Source organism: Streptomyces sp. NBC_01451 (assembly GCF_036227485.1).
Lineage (GTDB): Bacteria > Actinomycetota > Actinomycetes > Streptomycetales > Streptomycetaceae > Streptomyces.
Window position 1 is genome coordinate 6704893 of record NZ_CP109479.1, and the last position, 16032, is coordinate 6720924.

At 70.7% G+C, this 16032-nt stretch carries 18 protein-coding genes; 14 read left to right on the forward strand and 4 right to left on the reverse strand.

Going from position 1 to position 16032, the window contains the following annotated elements; translation table 11 throughout:
- The first annotated feature begins 156 nt into the window (after positions 1 to 156).
- Complete coding sequence (locus OG595_RS29445) at positions 157 to 942, forward strand: sulfite exporter TauE/SafE family protein (RefSeq protein WP_329277182.1); 786 nt, start codon at positions 157 to 159, stop codon at positions 940 to 942.
- Positions 943 to 1036: 94 nt separating this feature from the next.
- Here OG595_RS29445 and OG595_RS29450 read toward each other — a convergent pair whose 3' ends face one another.
- Both OG595_RS29450 and OG595_RS29455 read right to left on the reverse strand, forming a co-directional pair.
- A complete protein-coding gene (locus OG595_RS29450) occupies positions 1037 to 1693 on the reverse strand; it encodes a class F sortase (RefSeq protein ID WP_329277184.1) in 657 nt (218 codons plus the stop codon).
- 189 nt (positions 1694 to 1882) lie between these two features.
- On the reverse strand, positions 1883 to 2422 hold the full coding sequence (locus tag OG595_RS29455; protein ID WP_329277186.1) for a hypothetical protein: 540 nt from the start codon (positions 2420 to 2422) through the stop codon (positions 1883 to 1885).
- 284 nt (positions 2423 to 2706) lie between these two features.
- Here OG595_RS29455 and OG595_RS29460 point away from each other — a divergent pair, with 284 nt between their 5' ends.
- The 6 genes from OG595_RS29460 to OG595_RS29485 all read left to right on the forward strand — a co-directional run bounded on the left by OG595_RS29460 (position 2707) and on the right by OG595_RS29485 (position 5969).
- A complete protein-coding gene (locus tag OG595_RS29460) occupies positions 2707 to 3321 on the forward strand; it encodes an NADPH-dependent FMN reductase (protein ID WP_329277188.1) in 615 nt (204 codons plus the stop codon).
- Between the two features lie 54 nt (positions 3322 to 3375).
- Positions 3376 to 3684: a hypothetical protein gene (locus tag OG595_RS29465; RefSeq protein ID WP_329277190.1), complete on the forward strand. Its 309-nt coding sequence runs from the start codon at positions 3376 to 3378 to the stop codon at positions 3682 to 3684.
- A gap of 59 nt (positions 3685 to 3743) precedes the next feature.
- Complete coding sequence (locus OG595_RS29470; RefSeq protein ID WP_329277192.1) at positions 3744 to 4310, forward strand: AAA family ATPase; 567 nt, start codon at positions 3744 to 3746, stop codon at positions 4308 to 4310.
- Between the two features lie 105 nt (positions 4311 to 4415).
- A complete protein-coding gene (locus tag OG595_RS29475; RefSeq protein ID WP_329283307.1) occupies positions 4416 to 4736 on the forward strand; it encodes a hypothetical protein in 321 nt (106 codons plus the stop codon).
- 188 nt (positions 4737 to 4924) lie between these two features.
- A complete protein-coding gene (locus OG595_RS29480) occupies positions 4925 to 5440 on the forward strand; it encodes a hypothetical protein (RefSeq protein ID WP_329277194.1) in 516 nt (171 codons plus the stop codon).
- 202 nt (positions 5441 to 5642) lie between these two features.
- The gene (locus OG595_RS29485; RefSeq protein WP_329277197.1) at positions 5643 to 5969 is read left to right on the forward strand and encodes an antibiotic biosynthesis monooxygenase family protein; all 327 of its coding nucleotides are present in this window, start codon (positions 5643 to 5645) and stop codon (positions 5967 to 5969) included.
- A 140-nt stretch (positions 5970 to 6109) separates the two neighbouring features.
- Here OG595_RS29485 and OG595_RS29490 read toward each other — a convergent pair whose 3' ends face one another.
- Together OG595_RS29490 and OG595_RS29495 are read right to left on the reverse strand one after the other, a co-directional pair.
- Complete coding sequence (locus OG595_RS29490; RefSeq protein WP_329277199.1) at positions 6110 to 6907, reverse strand: SAM-dependent methyltransferase; 798 nt, start codon at positions 6905 to 6907, stop codon at positions 6110 to 6112.
- A gap of 224 nt (positions 6908 to 7131) precedes the next feature.
- Complete coding sequence (locus OG595_RS29495; protein WP_329277201.1) at positions 7132 to 8754, reverse strand: M4 family metallopeptidase; 1623 nt, start codon at positions 8752 to 8754, stop codon at positions 7132 to 7134.
- A gap of 189 nt (positions 8755 to 8943) precedes the next feature.
- On the opposite strand from OG595_RS29495, the gene OG595_RS29500 reads away from it, so the two are divergent.
- From OG595_RS29500 to OG595_RS29530, 7 genes are all read left to right on the forward strand, one after another.
- A complete protein-coding gene (locus OG595_RS29500; RefSeq protein WP_329283309.1) occupies positions 8944 to 9357 on the forward strand; it encodes a gamma-glutamylcyclotransferase family protein in 414 nt (137 codons plus the stop codon).
- 205 nt (positions 9358 to 9562) lie between these two features.
- A complete protein-coding gene (locus OG595_RS29505; RefSeq protein ID WP_329277203.1) occupies positions 9563 to 10492 on the forward strand; it encodes an SCO3242 family prenyltransferase in 930 nt (309 codons plus the stop codon).
- A gap of 106 nt (positions 10493 to 10598) precedes the next feature.
- Positions 10599 to 11447 carry a sugar phosphate isomerase/epimerase family protein gene (locus tag OG595_RS29510; RefSeq protein WP_329277205.1) on the forward strand — a complete coding sequence of 283 codons (849 nt, stop codon included), beginning with the start codon at positions 10599 to 10601 and terminating at the stop codon, positions 11445 to 11447.
- Positions 11448 to 11577: 130 nt separating this feature from the next.
- Positions 11578 to 12237: an EboA domain-containing protein gene (locus OG595_RS29515; RefSeq protein ID WP_329277207.1), complete on the forward strand. Its 660-nt coding sequence runs from the start codon at positions 11578 to 11580 to the stop codon at positions 12235 to 12237.
- Between the two features lie 2 nt (positions 12238 to 12239).
- A complete protein-coding gene (locus tag OG595_RS29520; RefSeq protein ID WP_329277209.1) occupies positions 12240 to 13106 on the forward strand; it encodes a TatD family hydrolase in 867 nt (288 codons plus the stop codon).
- A 7-nt stretch (positions 13107 to 13113) separates the two neighbouring features.
- Positions 13114 to 14280, forward strand: a complete 1167-nt coding sequence (gene eboE, locus OG595_RS29525; protein ID WP_329277211.1) for a metabolite traffic protein EboE — start codon at positions 13114 to 13116, stop codon at positions 14278 to 14280.
- Positions 14277 to 15713, forward strand: a complete 1437-nt coding sequence (locus OG595_RS29530; RefSeq protein WP_443073173.1) for an alkaline phosphatase family protein — start codon at positions 14277 to 14279, stop codon at positions 15711 to 15713. Before eboE ends, OG595_RS29530 begins: the two co-directional genes overlap by 4 nt.
- The last annotated feature ends 319 nt before the right edge of the window (positions 15714 to 16032 follow it).

The following is a 16032-nucleotide window of genomic DNA, read 5'->3' on the forward strand; positions in this document are numbered from 1 at the left end:
TCTGTTTCCCGGGGGGCACGCTTCCCTCAGCGGAAGCCCGTAGGGGGTGTGAGGGTTCGGGAGGGGCCGGGCGGACTGCTGTGAGGTGCGGGAACGTCACGGCCGGGAGCCGCCCCGTGTCCCGGGCCGGTGGAAACGCCACCTAAAATCGCGATCATGCCCGACATATCGCTGCCCATGATCGTCGCCCTCTGTGCCGCCGCCCTCGCGGCAGGCTGGATCGACGCGGTCGTGGGCGGGGGCGGCCTGCTCATGATGCCCGTACTGCTGCTGGGGCTCCCGGACACGTCCTCCGTGGCGCAGTACGCGCTCGGCACCAACAAGGCCATGGCGATCGTCGGCACCACGGGCGCGGCCGTGACGTATACACGCAAGGCGCCGGTGGACGTACGCCTCGCGGTACGCATCGGACTGGCGGCCGTCGCCGGCTCGACGGCCGGGGCCTTCGTCGCGGCCGGCATGAGCACGGACACCCTCAAGCCGGTCATCATGGTCGTCCTGCTCGGCGTCGGCGCCTTCGTGATCTTCAAGCCCGCCTTCGGCACGGCCCCGGCGACCACCCCGGTCTCCGCACGCCGCGTCCTCGCCGCGATCGGCCTCGCGGGCCTGGGCATCGGCTTCTACGACGGCCTCGTCGGCCCCGGCACGGGCACCTTCCTCGTCCTCGCGCTCACCGCGCTGCTCCACCTCGACCTCGTGACCGCCTCCGCCACCGCCAAGATCGTCAACTGCTGCACCAACGCGGGCGCCCTCGCGATCTTCGCCTGGCAGGGCACGGTGTACTGGCTGCTGGGCGCGCTGCTGGCCGCGTTCAACCTGGCCGGGGGGATGGTGGGGGCGCATACGGCACTGAAGAAGGGGAGCGGGTTCGTACGGGTGGTACTGCTGGTGGTGGTGTTCACGCTGGTGGCGAACCTGGCGTACCAGCAGTGGGTGGCGTAGTGGCGTAGTGGCGTACTGGCCCGGTGGCCCGGTGGCCCGGTGGCCCGGTGGCCCGGTGGCCCGGTGGCCCGGTGGCCCGGTGGCCCAGTGGTGCTCAAGCGGTGCCCGATGGGTGTCGGCCGCTGCCGGTGAGGTGGGCGAAGACGACGACGTTGCCCTCGTACCCCGTCCCCGGTGTGTAACCGCCGCCGCAGGTGATGACGCGCAGCTCGGGGCGGGGCGCGGCGCCGTACACCTTCTCGTCCGGGAAGTGGTTCTTGTCGTACACCTCGACGGCGTCGACGGTGAAGAGAGCGGTGCTCCCGTCGAGCCGCTCGACCTCGATCGCGCCGCCCTTCTCCAGGGCACCGAGGCGGTAGAAGACGGAGGGGCCGTCGGCGTTGTCGACATGCCCGGCGACGATCGCGGTGCCCGTCTCGCCGGGCGCCGTACCGGCCTCGTACCAGCCGGCCAGGTCCTCGCGCTCGGCGGGCGGCACCTCCAGGCTGCCGGTGGGGGTCAGCCCGAGGCCCATCAGCGGGGCGTTCACACCGATGGTGGGGATGCGGATACGGAGGGGCGGCGAGGGCGGGAGCGCGGGGGTGGCGGACTCGGGGCGGTCGGACCGCGGGTGGCCGGGCTGCGTGCGGGCCTGGGCGGCGGAAGGCTGCGGCGGGGTGTGCGTCGCGCCACCGCTGCGCACCAGCCAGGCGCCGGAGCAGAGCGCGGCAACGGTGACGACGGCTATGGCGAGGTTGGCGAATCTGCGCACGAGGGCCTCCGGCCTCCTGGATGCCCCCTGTTCCACCCTGATGTCCCACCCCGATGTCCCACCCTGAAGTTTCTGATGTCTCCGATATTTCTGATGGTTGATCCTGGCCCCCCTCCGGGCCACGAGGGGCGTCGGGCCCGGAGGGGAGGGGACGTGCGGTACCGGCGGACGGACGGCGGAGGACGTCCGTCAGATCCTGTCGCCTCTCGCCCGGCGATGCAGGAGCCAGGTACCGCCCGCGGCGGCGACGGCGAGAGCCGCCACGCCGGCCGCGGTCTGCACGGGGTCGGGACCGAGCGCGCCACCGACCCCCGTCTTCACACTCCCCCTGGGATGCGCCGGAGGATGCGCGGGCGGCCGGGTCGAGGTGAGCGTGACGACCAGATCACCACTGACCCGCCGTTCGTCACCGTCACCGTCCCCGTCGCACCGGGCGACGATCTCGTACGTCCCCGGCTGCGCGCCCGGCGGCACCCGGAACTGCCCGACGGCGACCTCCTTGTGCGTACCGGGCGCGAGAACGAAGGCCCCGGCGCCCACCGCACTGGCATCCCCGGCGGCGGTACCGCCCGCTCCGCAGGCAGTGGTGTTGACGGTGACCCGGGTACCGGGGGTCACGGTCGCCGGGTACACCTCAAGGGAACCGCCGGTGCCTGCGTGAGCGGGCCCGGCGAGGGCGACGGCGAGCGCGGTACCGGTCAGCAGACGGGCGGCGGCGGTACGTCGCATCGGGCTTGCTCCTCCGAGAGCTCGCGAACGGGGTGGTCTGCTACCGAGGTAAGTGGCAGGGACCGGGGAGCGCTCCCTGAGGGTCCGTCAGAAATACGGTGAACGGGTGGCCGGAGGCTGCCGGAAACGACCGGCACGCCGACATTCGGGCAGGTCATCGCCGTACGGCGGGCGTGTTGCGAAAAGAACCGGATGGACGGTGAGCAGGGGTGTGAACGGGTGACCGCGGCGGGGACGAATGCGGGACTTGACCTCAAGGAAACTTGAGGTATGAGGCTGTCTGCATGCAGACACACACCGGATCCACCGGATCCACCGAACCTGTCGAGCCCGTACGTGTGACCGTGGTCGTCGGCAGCAACCGAGAGGGCCGTTTCGGCCCGGTGGTGGCCGACTGGCTCCTGAGCCGGATCGGAGACCACGACGACCTCGTGGCGGAGGTCGTGGACGTCGCGGCCACAGCCGCACTCCCGACGACGTTCGCGAGCGACGAGGACGCGAAGACCCAGCTGGCGGCGATCACCCCGAAGCTGGCGTCGGCGGACGCGTTCATCGTCCTGACCCCCGAGTACAACCACTCCTACCCGGCCGGCCTCAAGAACCTCATCGACTGGCACTACACCGAGTGGCAGGCCAAGCCGGTCGCCTTCGTCTCGTACGGCGGTGTGTCGGGCGGCCTGCGCGCGGTGGAACACCTCCGCCAGGTCTTCGCGGAACTCCACGCGACGACGGTCCGGGACACGGTGTCGTTCCACAACGCGGGCGCGTCGTTCGACGAGGAGGGACAACCGAGGGACCCGTCGGGACCGGATGCGGCGGCGAGGACGATGCTGGGTCAAGTGGTCTGGTGGGGACGGACGTTGAGGGAGGGACGGGCGGCTCGGGCGTATGGGGGATAGTGGGTGCGGGGTCCCGTCCCCGCGCCCGGGCCAAGACCAGCGACAATGCCGGTCATGGACACCATCGTCGAGATTCACGTACCCCTCGGGAAAGTTTCCGCCACTCCTGACGGCTCCCATCCCTTCCCCTGGATCGACCGGGTCGACGACTTCCTCGTGAACTTGGAGGAGGCGGAGGAACATGACGAGAGCGACGAGTGCGAGGGGGCGCATGTCTTCTTCGTCACCGGCGTCCCGGAGGCCGTTCTCCTGGCCGTCGCCTCGCGGGTGGCCGCGCTGCCGGGTGTACCGGGTGGGGCGTTCGCAGTGGTGTCGGACCAGGAGGCGGAGGAGATCGGGGTGGGGCGGCGGGTGGAGTTGTAGGGCGGAGTAGCGGGAAGAGCAGGGGAGTTGTGCTGTGCCCCTGAGGACGAGAGGTCCGTGTGATCACCGAACCGGGTCCCGCAGTTGTCCTGATCACCGGCGTGATGGCAGCCGGAAAGTCCACCGTGGCCGACCTGTTGGCCAGACGGCTCCCCCGGGCCGCCCACGTACGGGGTGACTTCTTCCGGCGGATGATGGTCTCCGGCCGGGAGGAGTTGCGGCCCGAGGAGACGGCGGAGGCCCGGGCCCAACTGGACCTGCGTCACCGGCTGTCGGCGCTTGTGGCCGACGAGTACGCGCGCGACGGTTGGACCGCGATTGTCCAGGACGTCGTTCTGGGCGAGGACCTGTCCCGGTACGTGGCGCGGGTGCGCACGAGTCCCCTGTACGTCGTCGTCCTGGTGCCCTCGGCGGCAACCGTGCGGGACAGGGAGGCCGAGCGGCCGAAGACCGGGTACGGGGACTGGTCGGTCGACGCTCTCGACCGCGTCCTTCGCGAGGAGACCCCACGCATAGGACTCTGGCTGGACACGTCGGGGCATACGCCGGAGCAGACGGTCTCGACGATCCTCGCCGGACTCGCCGGTGCCCGCGTACCAGCACCTGGGCGGATCCCGCCCCTGTAGCCGCCGACCAGGGCCGGGATTTTCGCTTTGTGTGTCCGGGGGCGCCGCCATAAGGTCACCGGCATGTCCTTACGTCTTCGTATGCGTCAAGCACTTCCGGAAGCGATGCGCGCCCGTGACAAGGTCGCGGTGAGCGCACTGCGGGCAACACTCGGCGCACTGGACAACGCCGAGGCGGTGTCCGTGGGCGAAGCCGAACTCCGGGGTGTGGCCCTGGAACAGTCGCCGGTCGGGGCCGGCACCACCGAAGCGGCCCGGCGCGAGCTGAGCGAGCGCGATGTGGAGGATGTCGTGCGCGCGGAGGCCGCCGAACGGCTTGAGGCCGCAGCGCAGTTGACCGCACCCGCACACGCCGACCGGGCAGCGCGGCTCCGCGCGGAGGCCGACGTCCTGCTCCGCATCCTCGACGGTCCCGGCATCGCATAGGAAACGGCGCGTCTCGTTCAAGCGGCTGTGAAGTGGGGTGCGGTGTCAGTGGAATTGGAGTCCTTCCACCGGCTACGGGGCCACAACGAGCCCGCAACGGGTCGGTGGCGGCGCGGCAGCTCGACGCGGATCGCCCCTACCATCCGTGGGTACAGGGGTACGAATATCGGCCCCGGTCAGGGGGCGCTGTGCAGCCGACAGTTTCGTGGCCGTTGGTCCAGCGCCTCGGCGGGGTGTTCGCCGCCTGTGCGGCCCTGGCCGCAACCTCGGGGTGCACGGTTCCCGTTGACGCCGTCACCGGCATCTCCGTGACCGACGACGGTCATCTGCTCGGCGTCATGATGATCTGCGGACATCACATCGACGGCGCGACTCTGTACGTGGCGGGCGACGACGCCGACATTGATGTGACCGTCGGTTCATGGGACGCCGCCCGGCCCCTCAAGGCCGGTCTCGCCACCTGGACCCTCGATGCGCCCGCCGTCGGCTGGACCGCGACCACATCTCTCAAACCGCTCACAGCGAAGGCCACTTACACCCTCTACGGCTGGACCAAGGACAACTCCTGGTCGGCCAGCGGCGTTTCGTTCACGACGGCCGACCGGGACGGGCTCACGCCGGGAACGGTCCGCTACGAGGGCGACGAATCCGCGGTCACCGTCCCGGTGGAGGAGTTCAAGACCAGGGCCTGCGAGGACGGTTGACGAATGCCGGTGCCGTCGCCGACCGCCGGGGCGTGACCTGGCCGACCGTCGGCAAGCTCGTCCGGGGCGGGCTGGACGTCGTACGCGGCGCGGATCAGGCGACGGACCGGCAGGAACCGCGCCCCGAGCCCGTCACAGCCTCGTCGGCTCTCACCGCCCCCGCGCGGAACCGTCAGCGACAGCCTGCGGCAAGATTGGCCTCATGAGCATCGTAAAGATCAACGTACTCACGGTTCCCGAAGAGCAGCGCGAGGTGCTGGAGAAGCGGTTCGCGTCGCGGGCCGGGGCCGTCGAGGGGTCGGACGGGTTCGAGTGGTTCGAGCTGCTTCGGCCCGTCGAGGGCACCGACAGCTACCTGGTGTACACGCGGTGGCGCAGCGAGGAGGACTTCCAGGCCTGGATGGCGGGCCCGATGCAGTCGGCGCACCGCCCCGCGTCCCCCGGCGGGGAGCAGCCCAGGCCCGCCGCCTCGGGATCGACGCTCTGGTCCTTCGAAGTGGTCCAGCAGGCGGCCCCCAAGCAGGACTGAGCGCCACTCCTGGGTCCATCCTTGCGGCGCGCCGAACCGCAGTGCGGTAGCTGCCCTGGCGCGCCGCAACGGATCGTGCCCCCCCCAGGCGGCAGAGGGCAGCGGGCAGGCGACGGAGGGCAGCGCCCAGCGGCCAGGAGTCAGGGCTTCCGCCCCAGCCCCCCGTGCTGCCCGATCGCGGGCGCCGCCATCCCCGACGCGCTCGGCTCCGGCCGCCACAGCGGCACCGAGACCACCCCGGGCGCGACCAGTTCGAGCCCCTCGAAGTACGCCTCGATCTGCTCCACCGGCCGCAGGAAGTACGGCACCGCGCCCGTCTCGTTGTACGCGTCCTGCGCCTGTTCGTAGTCGGGGTCCGTGCCCCGCGAGCCCTCGTTCAGGGAGAGGTAACTGCCCGACGGCAGACCCGACATCAGGTCGCGGACGATGCCGCGCGCCACGTCGTGGTCCGCCACGTGGCCCAGGATGCCGCTCAGGATCAGGGCTGTCGGGCGGGTGAGGTCGAGTGTCCTGGACGCCGCCTCCAGGATGCGGCCGGTGTCGTACAGCTCGGCGTCCACGTAGTCCGTCGCGCCCTCGGGGGTCGACGTGAGGAGGGCCCGGGCGTGGGTCAGGACCAGCGGGTCGTGGTCCACGTACACGATGCGCGCGTCGGGGGCGACCGACTGGGCCACCTCGTGCGTGTTGTCCACCGTCGGCAGGCCCGTGCCGACGTCGAGGAACTGGCGGATGCCCGCCTCCCCGGCCAGGTGCCGGATCGTGCGGCCCAGGAACGCGCGGCTGCTGCGCGCGATCGTGACGATGCCGGGGAAGACCGCGGTGTACGCGTCGCCCGCCGCCTCGTCCACGGGGTAGTTGTCCTTGCCGCCCAGCCAGTAGTTCCAGATACGGGCGGAATGCGGTACCGAGGTGTCGATTCTCTGCTCGGACTCGGACATGGTGCATCGTCTCCTCGGTCGCAGCGGACGCGTTGGTGCAGGGTTCAACTTAAGGCCCAAGGCCAACCATACGTATCCCGCTTGCCCGAGTCCGCACGCAACCCGGCGACCACCCCGGCGAACTTCCCGAGGTGGCCGCCAGTCGCACAGCTCCGTTCTCCGGATCGGCCCGGATCGCCCCGGAACGGCCTGGATCGGCCTGGATCGGCCTGGACCGAAGCTGATCAGCCCACCGACACCGCGCTCCAGGCGGCGCCCACCGCCGCGTACTCCGTGCTGCTCGTCCCGTACAGATCACGTGCCGCGTTCAGCGTGGCCGTGCGCGCGCCCGCGTAGTTCGTCGACGACGTCATGTACGTGGTCAGCGCCTTGTACCAGATCGCGCCCAGCTTGGCCCGGCCGATCCCCGCGACCGTCGAGCCGTTGCACGTAGGGGAGTTGTAGCTGACGCCGTTCAGCGTCTTGGCGCCGCTGCCCTCCGCGAGGAGGTACGCGAAGTGGTTCGCCACGCCCGAGGAGTAGTGCACGTCGAGGTTCCCGACGCCCGAACTCCAGCAGTTGGCCGAGTTCCCGTCCTTCGACGGCTGGTCCATGTAGCGCAGCGCCGACCGTCCGAAGCCCGACTTGACGATCTTCTCGCCGATCAAGTAGTCCCCGAGATCGGTGGAGTTGGCCGCGTTGAACTCCACCAGTGTGCCGAAGATGTCCGACGTCGCCTCGTTGAGACCGCCCGACTCGCCGGAGTACGTCAGGTTGGCCGTCGACGACGTCACGCCGTGCGTCATCTCGTGCCCGGCCACGTCCAGCGAGACCAGCGGACCGAACGTCGTACCGTCACCGTCGCCGTACGTCATGCAGAAGCAACTGTTGTCCCAGAACGCGTTGTTGTAGTTGTTGCCGTAGTGCACGCGGTTGTACGAGCCGACCCCGTTCCCCTTGATGCCGCTGCGCCCGAACGTGTCCTTGTAGTAGTCCCACGTCTCGTCGGTGCCGTACTGCGCGTCCACCGCCGCCGAGGCCCGGTCCGCCGTCGCACCCGTGCCCCAGTGGTTGTCCGCGTCCGTGAAGAGAGTCGCGGGGGCGCGGACGATGCAGATGCCGAAGATGCACAGGTCGGTGCCGTTCTCGGCGTCGCCCGTGTACGTGTTGCCGCGCGTCGGATCCTTCAGCTGGTACGTCGATCCGGAGACCGTCGTCTCCAACGGAACCGTGCCGCCGTACAGGGACTTGCCGTCACCCGTCGCCGTCTCGATGCTGTCCCAGGCGTCGATCTGGGCGCCCGTGCGCGCGTCGGTCACCACGGTCCGGGCGACCGGGTTGCCGGCCGAGTCCAGCGCCACCGCGTTCGTCCGCCAGGCGAGCTTCGGGGTGCCGTGCAGCGCGTCAACGACCAACTGGGGCTTGGAGGTTGTCTTCCTCAGCGACTCGCCCCGGTTCGCCGCGCGCAGCGCCGAGGCCGCCAGGTCCGCGGCCTTCGGGGCCGACACCGACGGGCTGATCGTGGACAGGGATATCGGGCGGGTCGTGGCGCGGCTCGCACTCCGGTAGGCGCCACCCGGCGTCAGGTGGACCACGAAGTCGCCGCCCAGTACCGGCAGTTGACGGTACGTGCGGTCGTAACGAACGTGCTGGCTGCCGTCCTTGTCGACGACGACATCCCGGACCGTGGTGCCCTGTACGGAGGTCAGGCCCAGGTGAGCGGCCTGGTCCACGAGTGCCGTGACCGCGTTCCTGATCGCGGTGTCGCGGGTGGGTCTGTCGGCCGCGCCGGCGGTGGGGGAGAGAGCGGCGGCCAGCAGGGCGGCGGCGGTGGCGGCCGTACCGGCCGCGGCGAGACGGGAGGTCATCGGTCTCCTTGGGGATGAAGACAGCGGGGATCGCTCAGGTTTAAGGGATCCCGACATGTCATGTCCATAGCGAATGTGCCTTCACCTCGACTTATGGCGAGAATCGTTTCCCCACCCCCACGAATCCCGCCCCCGCCCTCCTGAACCCCGCACCCCTGAACCCCACCCTCACGAATGCGAGACCGACACGTGGGACTCCCGTTCTTCGTCTACGGCACCCTCCGCCCCGGCGAGCCCAACCACGACCGCTTCCTGCGTGGCCGTACGCGATCGGAACGGCCCGGACGGCTCACGGGCGCGGTGCTGTACGACGGGCCCGGCTATCCGTACGCCGTGGCGGAACCCGGCGGAGTCGTGCACGGGGAACTGGTCACCGCGCTGCCGGAGGTGTACGACGAACTGCTGGCCGAACTGGACGAGTTGGAGGAGTGTGTGCCGGGTGACCCGCGCAGCCTGTACGAGCGGGTGGCGCGGCGGGTGACTCTCGACGCCGAGGGGAGCGCCGTAAGCGCCTGGGTGTACCTCGCCGGCCCGGTCGTCGCCGTACGGCTGCGGGCGCGCGGAAGCCTCATCAAGGGCGGCGACTGGAGGGCGCGTTGCTGAAGGTTCAGGGGTGGTCGTGCGAGGGAAATGTCAATAAGGTCCAGTTGTCGCGTTCCTCACAAGAAGCAACACGGGTCAAGAGTATTAGCTTTCAAACATTTTCGGTAATGATTGGACCATGAGTGACCGGAAAGCATTTCCCCCCGCCGGTTCCCCCCAATCCCTACAGAGCGCCAATTTTCAACTGCCCCCACTTTCGGATCTGTTGAGCCTTGTCAGAGCCCCGGCCGCGCTGAGTGTCCCCGGCGACATTCTGGCGGGCGCGACCGCGGCGGGTCGTCCCCTCGGCCCCCGGACGGCCGGTGCGATGGCCTCCTCCGTCTGTCTCTACTGGGCCGGCATGGCCCTCAACGACTACGCCGACGCCGCCGTCGACTCGGTCGAGCGGCCCGCCCGTCCGGTGCCCTCCGGTCGGGTGCCGCGCCGGACCGCGCTGGCCGTCGCCACCGGCCTGACCGGCGCCGGCCTCGGTCTCGCCGCGGTGTCGGGCGGCAGACGCGGACTGGCCGTCGCCCTGCCGCTGACTGCGCTGATCTGGGCGTACGACCTGAAGTTGAAGTCGACTCCGGCCGGTCCGGCGGCGATGGCGGGCGCACGCGCGCTCGACGTCCTGGCGGGCGCGGTGGCCGGCGGTGGCAACCCCCCGTGGCACGGGTCCCGTGGCGGTGGCACGGCCGGCGCGCTCGCACGCGGCGCCGTCCCCGCGCTCCTCACCGGGGTGCACACCTACACGATCACCGCCCTCAGCCGCCACGAGATCTCCGGCGCGCCGGCACGGCTGCCCGCCACGACACTCGCCGTGTCGTCGGCCACGGCACTGTCGACGGTGCTGCCTTCCCTGCTCCCGGCGGTTCTCCCGCCCCGGCGCGCCCTGACCCGGGAGAAGGCCGCCCGAACAGCCGTCGCCTCCGCCGGAGTCCTCGCCTACCTGGGGACATACGGCCTGGCCCAGGTGCGGGCCGTACGCGATCCGCAGGCGAGTTCCGTACGCCGTGCGGTGGGGGCGGGCATCCTCGCCATGGTCCCCCTTCAGGCGGCGCTCACGGCGCGCGCCGGAGCGCCCGTCGCCGCCGCGCTCCTGGGTGCGCTGCACCCGGTGGCACAGCGCCTGGCGAGGCGGGTGTCCCCGACATGAGCCCCCACATGAGCCCCGACACGCGCTCCGGCAGACGCCCGGTCGTGAGCTGTGACATGAGCCGTTTCGTGGGCCATGGCATGAGACCTGTGGCGAAGGGCGGGCCATGGGCCTGAGATTCGGCTACGGCACCAACGGGTTCACCCATCACCGTCTCTCCGACGTCCTCGGTATTCTCGCCGACCTGGGCTACGACGGCGTCGCCCTCACCCTCGACCACAACCACCTCGACCCGTATGCCGACGACCTGGACCGCCAGGTCGACCGTGTCCGGCAGCAGCTGGCGCGGCTCGGGCTGACCGTCACGGTCGAGACCGGGGCGCCCTACTTCCTCGACCCCTGGTGCAAGCACCAGCCGACGCTGATGTCCGGCCACCCGGACCGCCGCGTCGACCTGCTGCGGCGTGCCGTCCGCATCGCCGCCGAACTCGGCTCGCCCAGCGTCCAGTTGTGCAGTGGACCGGTCCCGGACGACATCCCGGAGGCGGAGGCGTGGCGGCGGCTGGCCGCAGGCGTCGGTGCGGCGCTGGAGACGGCGGAGGCCTACGGGGTCGCGCTGGCCTTCGAACCCGAGCCGCACATGTTCGTCGACACGGTCGCGAAGTGCGTGAGACTGCGCGAACTGGTCGCCGGACACGAGCTGTTCGGCATCACCCTGGACATCGGACACGCCCACTGCGTGGAGGAGCCGACACTGCTCGACTGCGTCGACCTGGCCGCGCCGTACCTGCTGAACGTCCAGATCGAGGACATGGTCCGCGGGGTCCACCGGCATCTGGAGTTCGGCGCCGGTGAGATCGACTTCCCGCCGGTACTGGCGGCACTGACCGATCTCGGCCATCGCGGTCTGGTGTCCGTCGAGATCCAGGGCGGCGCCCTGGACGCCCCCGACATCGCCCGCAGCTCCCTGGAGTTCCTGCGCCGAGCCGAGGCCAGGAGCCTGCTCGCCTCCTGAACCTGCCGAAATCTGCCGACCACCATTTGTTCACGAACAGTTCGCTATCTATTTTCCGTTCTTCTGTGGACTTCTCCGGCCTTTCCCGGACCGCTGTCCTCCGCTCCAACTCCCACTCTGGAACCGAGCCATGCCGCCTTCCGACGCATCCGCCCTTCCCCTCACCCCCGAAGCCCGTGCCTGGCTCGACACCGCCCTGGCGGAGGTCGTCGCCGACCCCGCCACCATCCGCACCCGCTTCCCCGCCGTCCGCCGCCACTGTGGGCGCGCCCCGCTGCCCGACGGCCGGACCGTCGACGAAGCGGCCCGCGTCCTGCTCCTCGCCGCGCTGCCCCTGCGCGACCAGGCCCTCGCCGACGAGGTGACAGCGCTGCACCGCTACGGCGATCCCGCCGAACAGCGGGCCGTCCTGCGGGCGTTGCCACAGCTCGACCAGGAGGGGACCGGCCGGTTCCTGGACCTCGTCCGGCAGACCCTGCGCGGCAACGACAACACACTGATCGAAGCCGCCCTCGGCCCGTACGCGGCGGCCCACCTCCCGGCGGACGAGTACCGGCAGGCCGTCCTGAAGTGCGTGTTCTGCGAGATCCCGCTCGCCCGCGTCGCCGGACTCGACGACCGGGCGGACGCCGAACTCGCGCGCATGCTCGGCGACTTCGCCCGTGAACGGACGGCGGCCGGACGCCCGGTGCCCGAGGACATCGCCCCCCTCGTGCACCCCTTCACCGCTCCCGTCTCCATCCTCGCCCCCACCTCCAGCACGATCACCATCACCGACGAAACCGTGTGACCATGCGCATCTTCGACCCCCACATCCACATGTCCTCCCGCACCACCGACGACTACGAGGCGATGTACGCGGCCGGCGTCCGGGCTGTCGTCGAGCCCGCCTTCTGGCTCGGCCAGCCCCGCACCTCGCCCGACACCTTCTACGACTACTTCGACTCGCTGCTCGGCTGGGAGCCGTACCGGGCGGCCCAGTTCGGCATCCAGCACTTCTGCACGATCGCCCTCAACCCGAAGGAGGCGAACGACCCGCGCTGCCTCCCCGTCCTCGACGAACTGCCCCGTTACCTCGCCAAGGACCGGGTCGTCGCCGTCGGCGAGATCGGCTACGACTCGATGACCAGGGAGGAGGACGAGGTCCTCGCCCGTCAGCTCCAACTCGCCGTGGAACACGGCCTGCCCGCCCTCGTCCACACCCCGCACCGAGACAAGGCGGCCGGGACCCGACGGACCCTGGACGTCGTACGGGAGTCGGGCATCGCCCCCGAACTCGTCGTCCTGGACCACCTGAACGAGCTGACGGTCGGCATGGTCCTCGACAGCGGCTGCTGGGCGGGCTTCTCCGTCTACCCGAAGACCAAGATGAGCGAGGACCGCATGGTCCGCATCCTCCGGGAGCACGGCCTCGACCGGGTCATGGTCAACTCAGCTGCGGACTGGGGCAGTTCGGACCCCCTGAAGACACGCAAGACCGGCCTGGCGATGCTCGCCGACGGCTTCACGGCCGACGACGTCGACCGTGTCCTGTGGCGCAACCCGGTCGAGTTCTACGGCCAGAGCGGACGCCTCGACCTGGACGACACGGACGGCGTCCCGAAGCCCGACGACACCTCGTCGTTCGAGGGCAACTCCATCCGGCGCGGGGGAGAGTGAGCGGCCCGTGCGCTTCCGCCACCCCGACGGCACCCCCGTCCACCTCGCGTACTGCAGCAACGTCCACCAGGCCGAGGACCTCGCCGGCGTCATCGCCCAGCTCGCCGCCCACGCCGAACCCGTACGGGAACGGCTGGGTGTCGGCCGACTCGGCATCGGCCTCTGGCTGGCCCGCACCGCGGTCACCGAACTCGCCGCGGACAAGGGTGCGTTGAAGACCCTCAAGGACGAACTCGCGGTACGCGGCCTGGAGACCGTCACCCTCAACGCCTTCCCGTACGAGGGGTTCCACCGCGAAGTCGTCAAGAAGGACGTCTACCTCCCCGACTGGGCCGACCCGGCCCGCCTCGCCTACACCCTCGACTGCGCCCGCGTCCTCGCCGCCCTCCTCCCCGACGACGCCCTACGCGGCAGCGTCTCCACCCTCCCGCTCGGCTGGCGCACCCCGTGGCCGACGGAGCGCGCCGACACGGCCCGTCGCGCCCTGGACCAACTGGCTTCAGGGTTGGCAGAGTTGGAGTCGGACACCGGCCGCCGTATCCGAGTCGGCTTCGAACCGGAACCGGGGTGCGTCGTGGAGACCACCGCCCAGGCGGTACGTGAGTTCGCCGACGTGGACCGCGACTTCCTCGGTGTCTGTCTGGACGCCTGCCATCTCGCCGTCCAGTTCGAGGAGCCCGGCGAAGCCCTCGGACGGCTCGCCGACGCCGGTCTGCCGGTCGTCAAGCTCCAGGCGTCCTGTGCGGTCGAGGCCCCCGACCCGACCGACCCGCGTGCCCGCGCAGCCCTGCGCGAACTGGCCGAACGACGGTTCCTGCACCAGACCCGGACAGTCAGTGACGGCGCGGTGGTCGGAGTGGACGACCTGCCGCAGGCCCTGGACGGCGGCGGGCTTCCGGCGGTCGGCCCCGACAGCCCCTGGCGCACACACTTCCACGCCCCGCTGCACGCCGAGCCCGAACCACCCCTCCGCACCACCGCCGACCAGCTCACCACCGTCCTCACCGGACTTCTCGGCGGCCCGAACGCCGTCTGCGACCACATCGAGGTCGAGACCTACACCTGGTCCGTCCTGCCCCGCCCGCCCGCCGACCTCGCCGCAGGCATAGCCGCCGAACTCACCTGGGCCCGCGACCGGTTGACCGGCCTGGGGCTCAAGGAGGACCACTCATGACCGGCCGCAAGGAACCCCTCATGACCGAGAACCCGAACACCAACCGACTCGTCGTCCTGGACATCGTCGGACTCACCCCCGCCCTCCTGCGCCACATGCCCGCCGTCGCAGCCCTCGGCGACCGCGGCTTCCAGGCCACCCTCGGCACCACGCTCCCCGCCGTCACCTGCACCGCCCAGTCGACCTTCCTCACCGGCGAACTCCCCTCCACACACGGCGCGGTGGCCAACGGCTGGTACTTCCGCGATCTCGGCGAGGTACTCCTCTGGCGGCAGCACAACGCCCTCGTCGGCGGCGAGAAGATCTGGGACGCGGCCCGAAAGCAGTCGCCCGGCTACAAGGTCGCCAACATCTGCTGGTGGTACGCCATGGGCGCCGACGTCGACTGGACGGTGACCCCGCGCCCGATCTACTACTCCGACGGCCGCAAGGAACCCGACTGCTACACCTGGCCGCCCTCCCTGCACGACGAACTCACCGACCGACTGGGCCCGTTCCCCCTGTTCACCTACTGGGGCCCGAACGCCGGCATGCCCTCCACCCAGTGGATCCTGGGCGCCGCCCGCCAGATCTTCGACGAACACGACCCCGACCTGACCCTGGTCTACATCCCGCAGATGGACTACGAACCCCAGCGCTCCGGCCCGCAGTCCGAGGCGTCGATCAGTGCCGCCCGCCAACTCGACGACGCCCTGCGCCCGTTGATCGACCACTTCCTGGCCGCCGGCGCCACGGTGGTGGCGCTGAGCGAGTACGGGATCACCCCGGTCTCCCGCCCCGTGGACATCAACCGGGCCCTGCGCCGGGCCGGGCTGCTGGAGGTGCACACCCAGGACGGCATGGAGTACCTCGACCCCTGGACCTCGCGCGCCTTCGCCGTCGCCGACCACCAGGTGGCGCACATCTACGTCCGGGACCCGGCCGACGTACGCGAAGTCGCCAAGATCGTCGGTGAACTCGACGGTGTGGAGCAGGTGCTGGGCGAGATGGGCAAGGCGGCCCAGGGACTGGACCACGAGCGCTCGGGAGAACTGGTCGCGGTGGCGGACGCCGACGCCTGGTTCACGTACTACTACTGGCTCGACGACGACCGGGCCCCCGACTTCGCCCGCCAGGTCGAGATCCACCGCAAGCCCGGCTACGACCCCGCCGAACTGCTGTGGGACGACACCGTCCCGTCGGTGAAACTGCATGCGGCCGGTCAACTCGCCCGCAAGAAGCTGGGGTTCCGTTACCGCATGCAGACCGTCCCGCTGGACCCCTCGGGCGTCCGCGGCAGCCACGGCCGCCTCCCGAGCGACCCCGACCACGGCCCCGTACTGCTGTGTTCCGAACCGGAGCACGGCAGCGAGGCCATCGCCGCCACCGACGTCAAGACCCTGCTGCTGAAACTCGCCGGCCTGCCCACCCCCACACCCACCGACCACGCCTAGGCACCGGCCACGGCTTCGGCCGGCCCGGCTGCGGGTTTTCGTCGGCCACGCCCTGGCACCGACCTGACCTGACCTGGTCTTGTCTTGCCTTGGCGCCGACCGCGGCCCGGTCCCGACCGGGCCGCGGACACCGGCCACGGTCTGGCGCCGACAGAGCCTCGCCCCCGCCCCTGCCGCAGGCGTCGGCCGGGCTCGGGCGCACCGCCTGTGCCTGGGTACGGCCGTCCAGGCACCGGCCGTGCGGGAGGCGCCGCCGATACGCGGACACGGCGACCTCCGCTACCTCCGCCGCCTCCGCCAACCGCTGTCGCCCCCTGGT

Coding starts and splice junctions, on each gene's coding strand:
- OG595_RS29445 (WP_329277182.1), top strand. CDS start 157: ATGCCCGACATATCGCTGCCCATGATCGTCGCCCTCTGTGCCGCCGCC.
- OG595_RS29465 (WP_329277190.1), top strand. CDS start 3,376: ATGGACACCATCGTCGAGATTCACGTACCCCTCGGGAAAGTTTCCGCC.
- OG595_RS29455 (WP_329277186.1), bottom strand. CDS start 2,422: ATGCGACGTACCGCCGCCGCCCGTCTGCTGACCGGTACCGCGCTCGCC.
- OG595_RS29515 (WP_329277207.1), top strand. CDS start 11,578: ATGCCGCCTTCCGACGCATCCGCCCTTCCCCTCACCCCCGAAGCCCGT.
- OG595_RS29495 (WP_329277201.1), bottom strand. CDS start 8,754: ATGACCTCCCGTCTCGCCGCGGCCGGTACGGCCGCCACCGCCGCCGCC.
- OG595_RS29490 (WP_329277199.1), bottom strand. CDS start 6,907: ATGTCCGAGTCCGAGCAGAGAATCGACACCTCGGTACCGCATTCCGCC.
- OG595_RS29510 (WP_329277205.1), top strand. CDS start 10,599: ATGGGCCTGAGATTCGGCTACGGCACCAACGGGTTCACCCATCACCGT.
- OG595_RS29520 (WP_329277209.1), top strand. CDS start 12,240: ATGCGCATCTTCGACCCCCACATCCACATGTCCTCCCGCACCACCGAC.
- OG595_RS29530 (WP_443073173.1), top strand. CDS start 14,277: ATGACCGGCCGCAAGGAACCCCTCATGACCGAGAACCCGAACACCAAC.
- OG595_RS29460 (WP_329277188.1), top strand. CDS start 2,707: ATGCAGACACACACCGGATCCACCGGATCCACCGAACCTGTCGAGCCC.
- OG595_RS29485 (WP_329277197.1), top strand. CDS start 5,643: ATGAGCATCGTAAAGATCAACGTACTCACGGTTCCCGAAGAGCAGCGC.
- OG595_RS29475 (WP_329283307.1), top strand. CDS start 4,416: ATGCGCGCCCGTGACAAGGTCGCGGTGAGCGCACTGCGGGCAACACTC.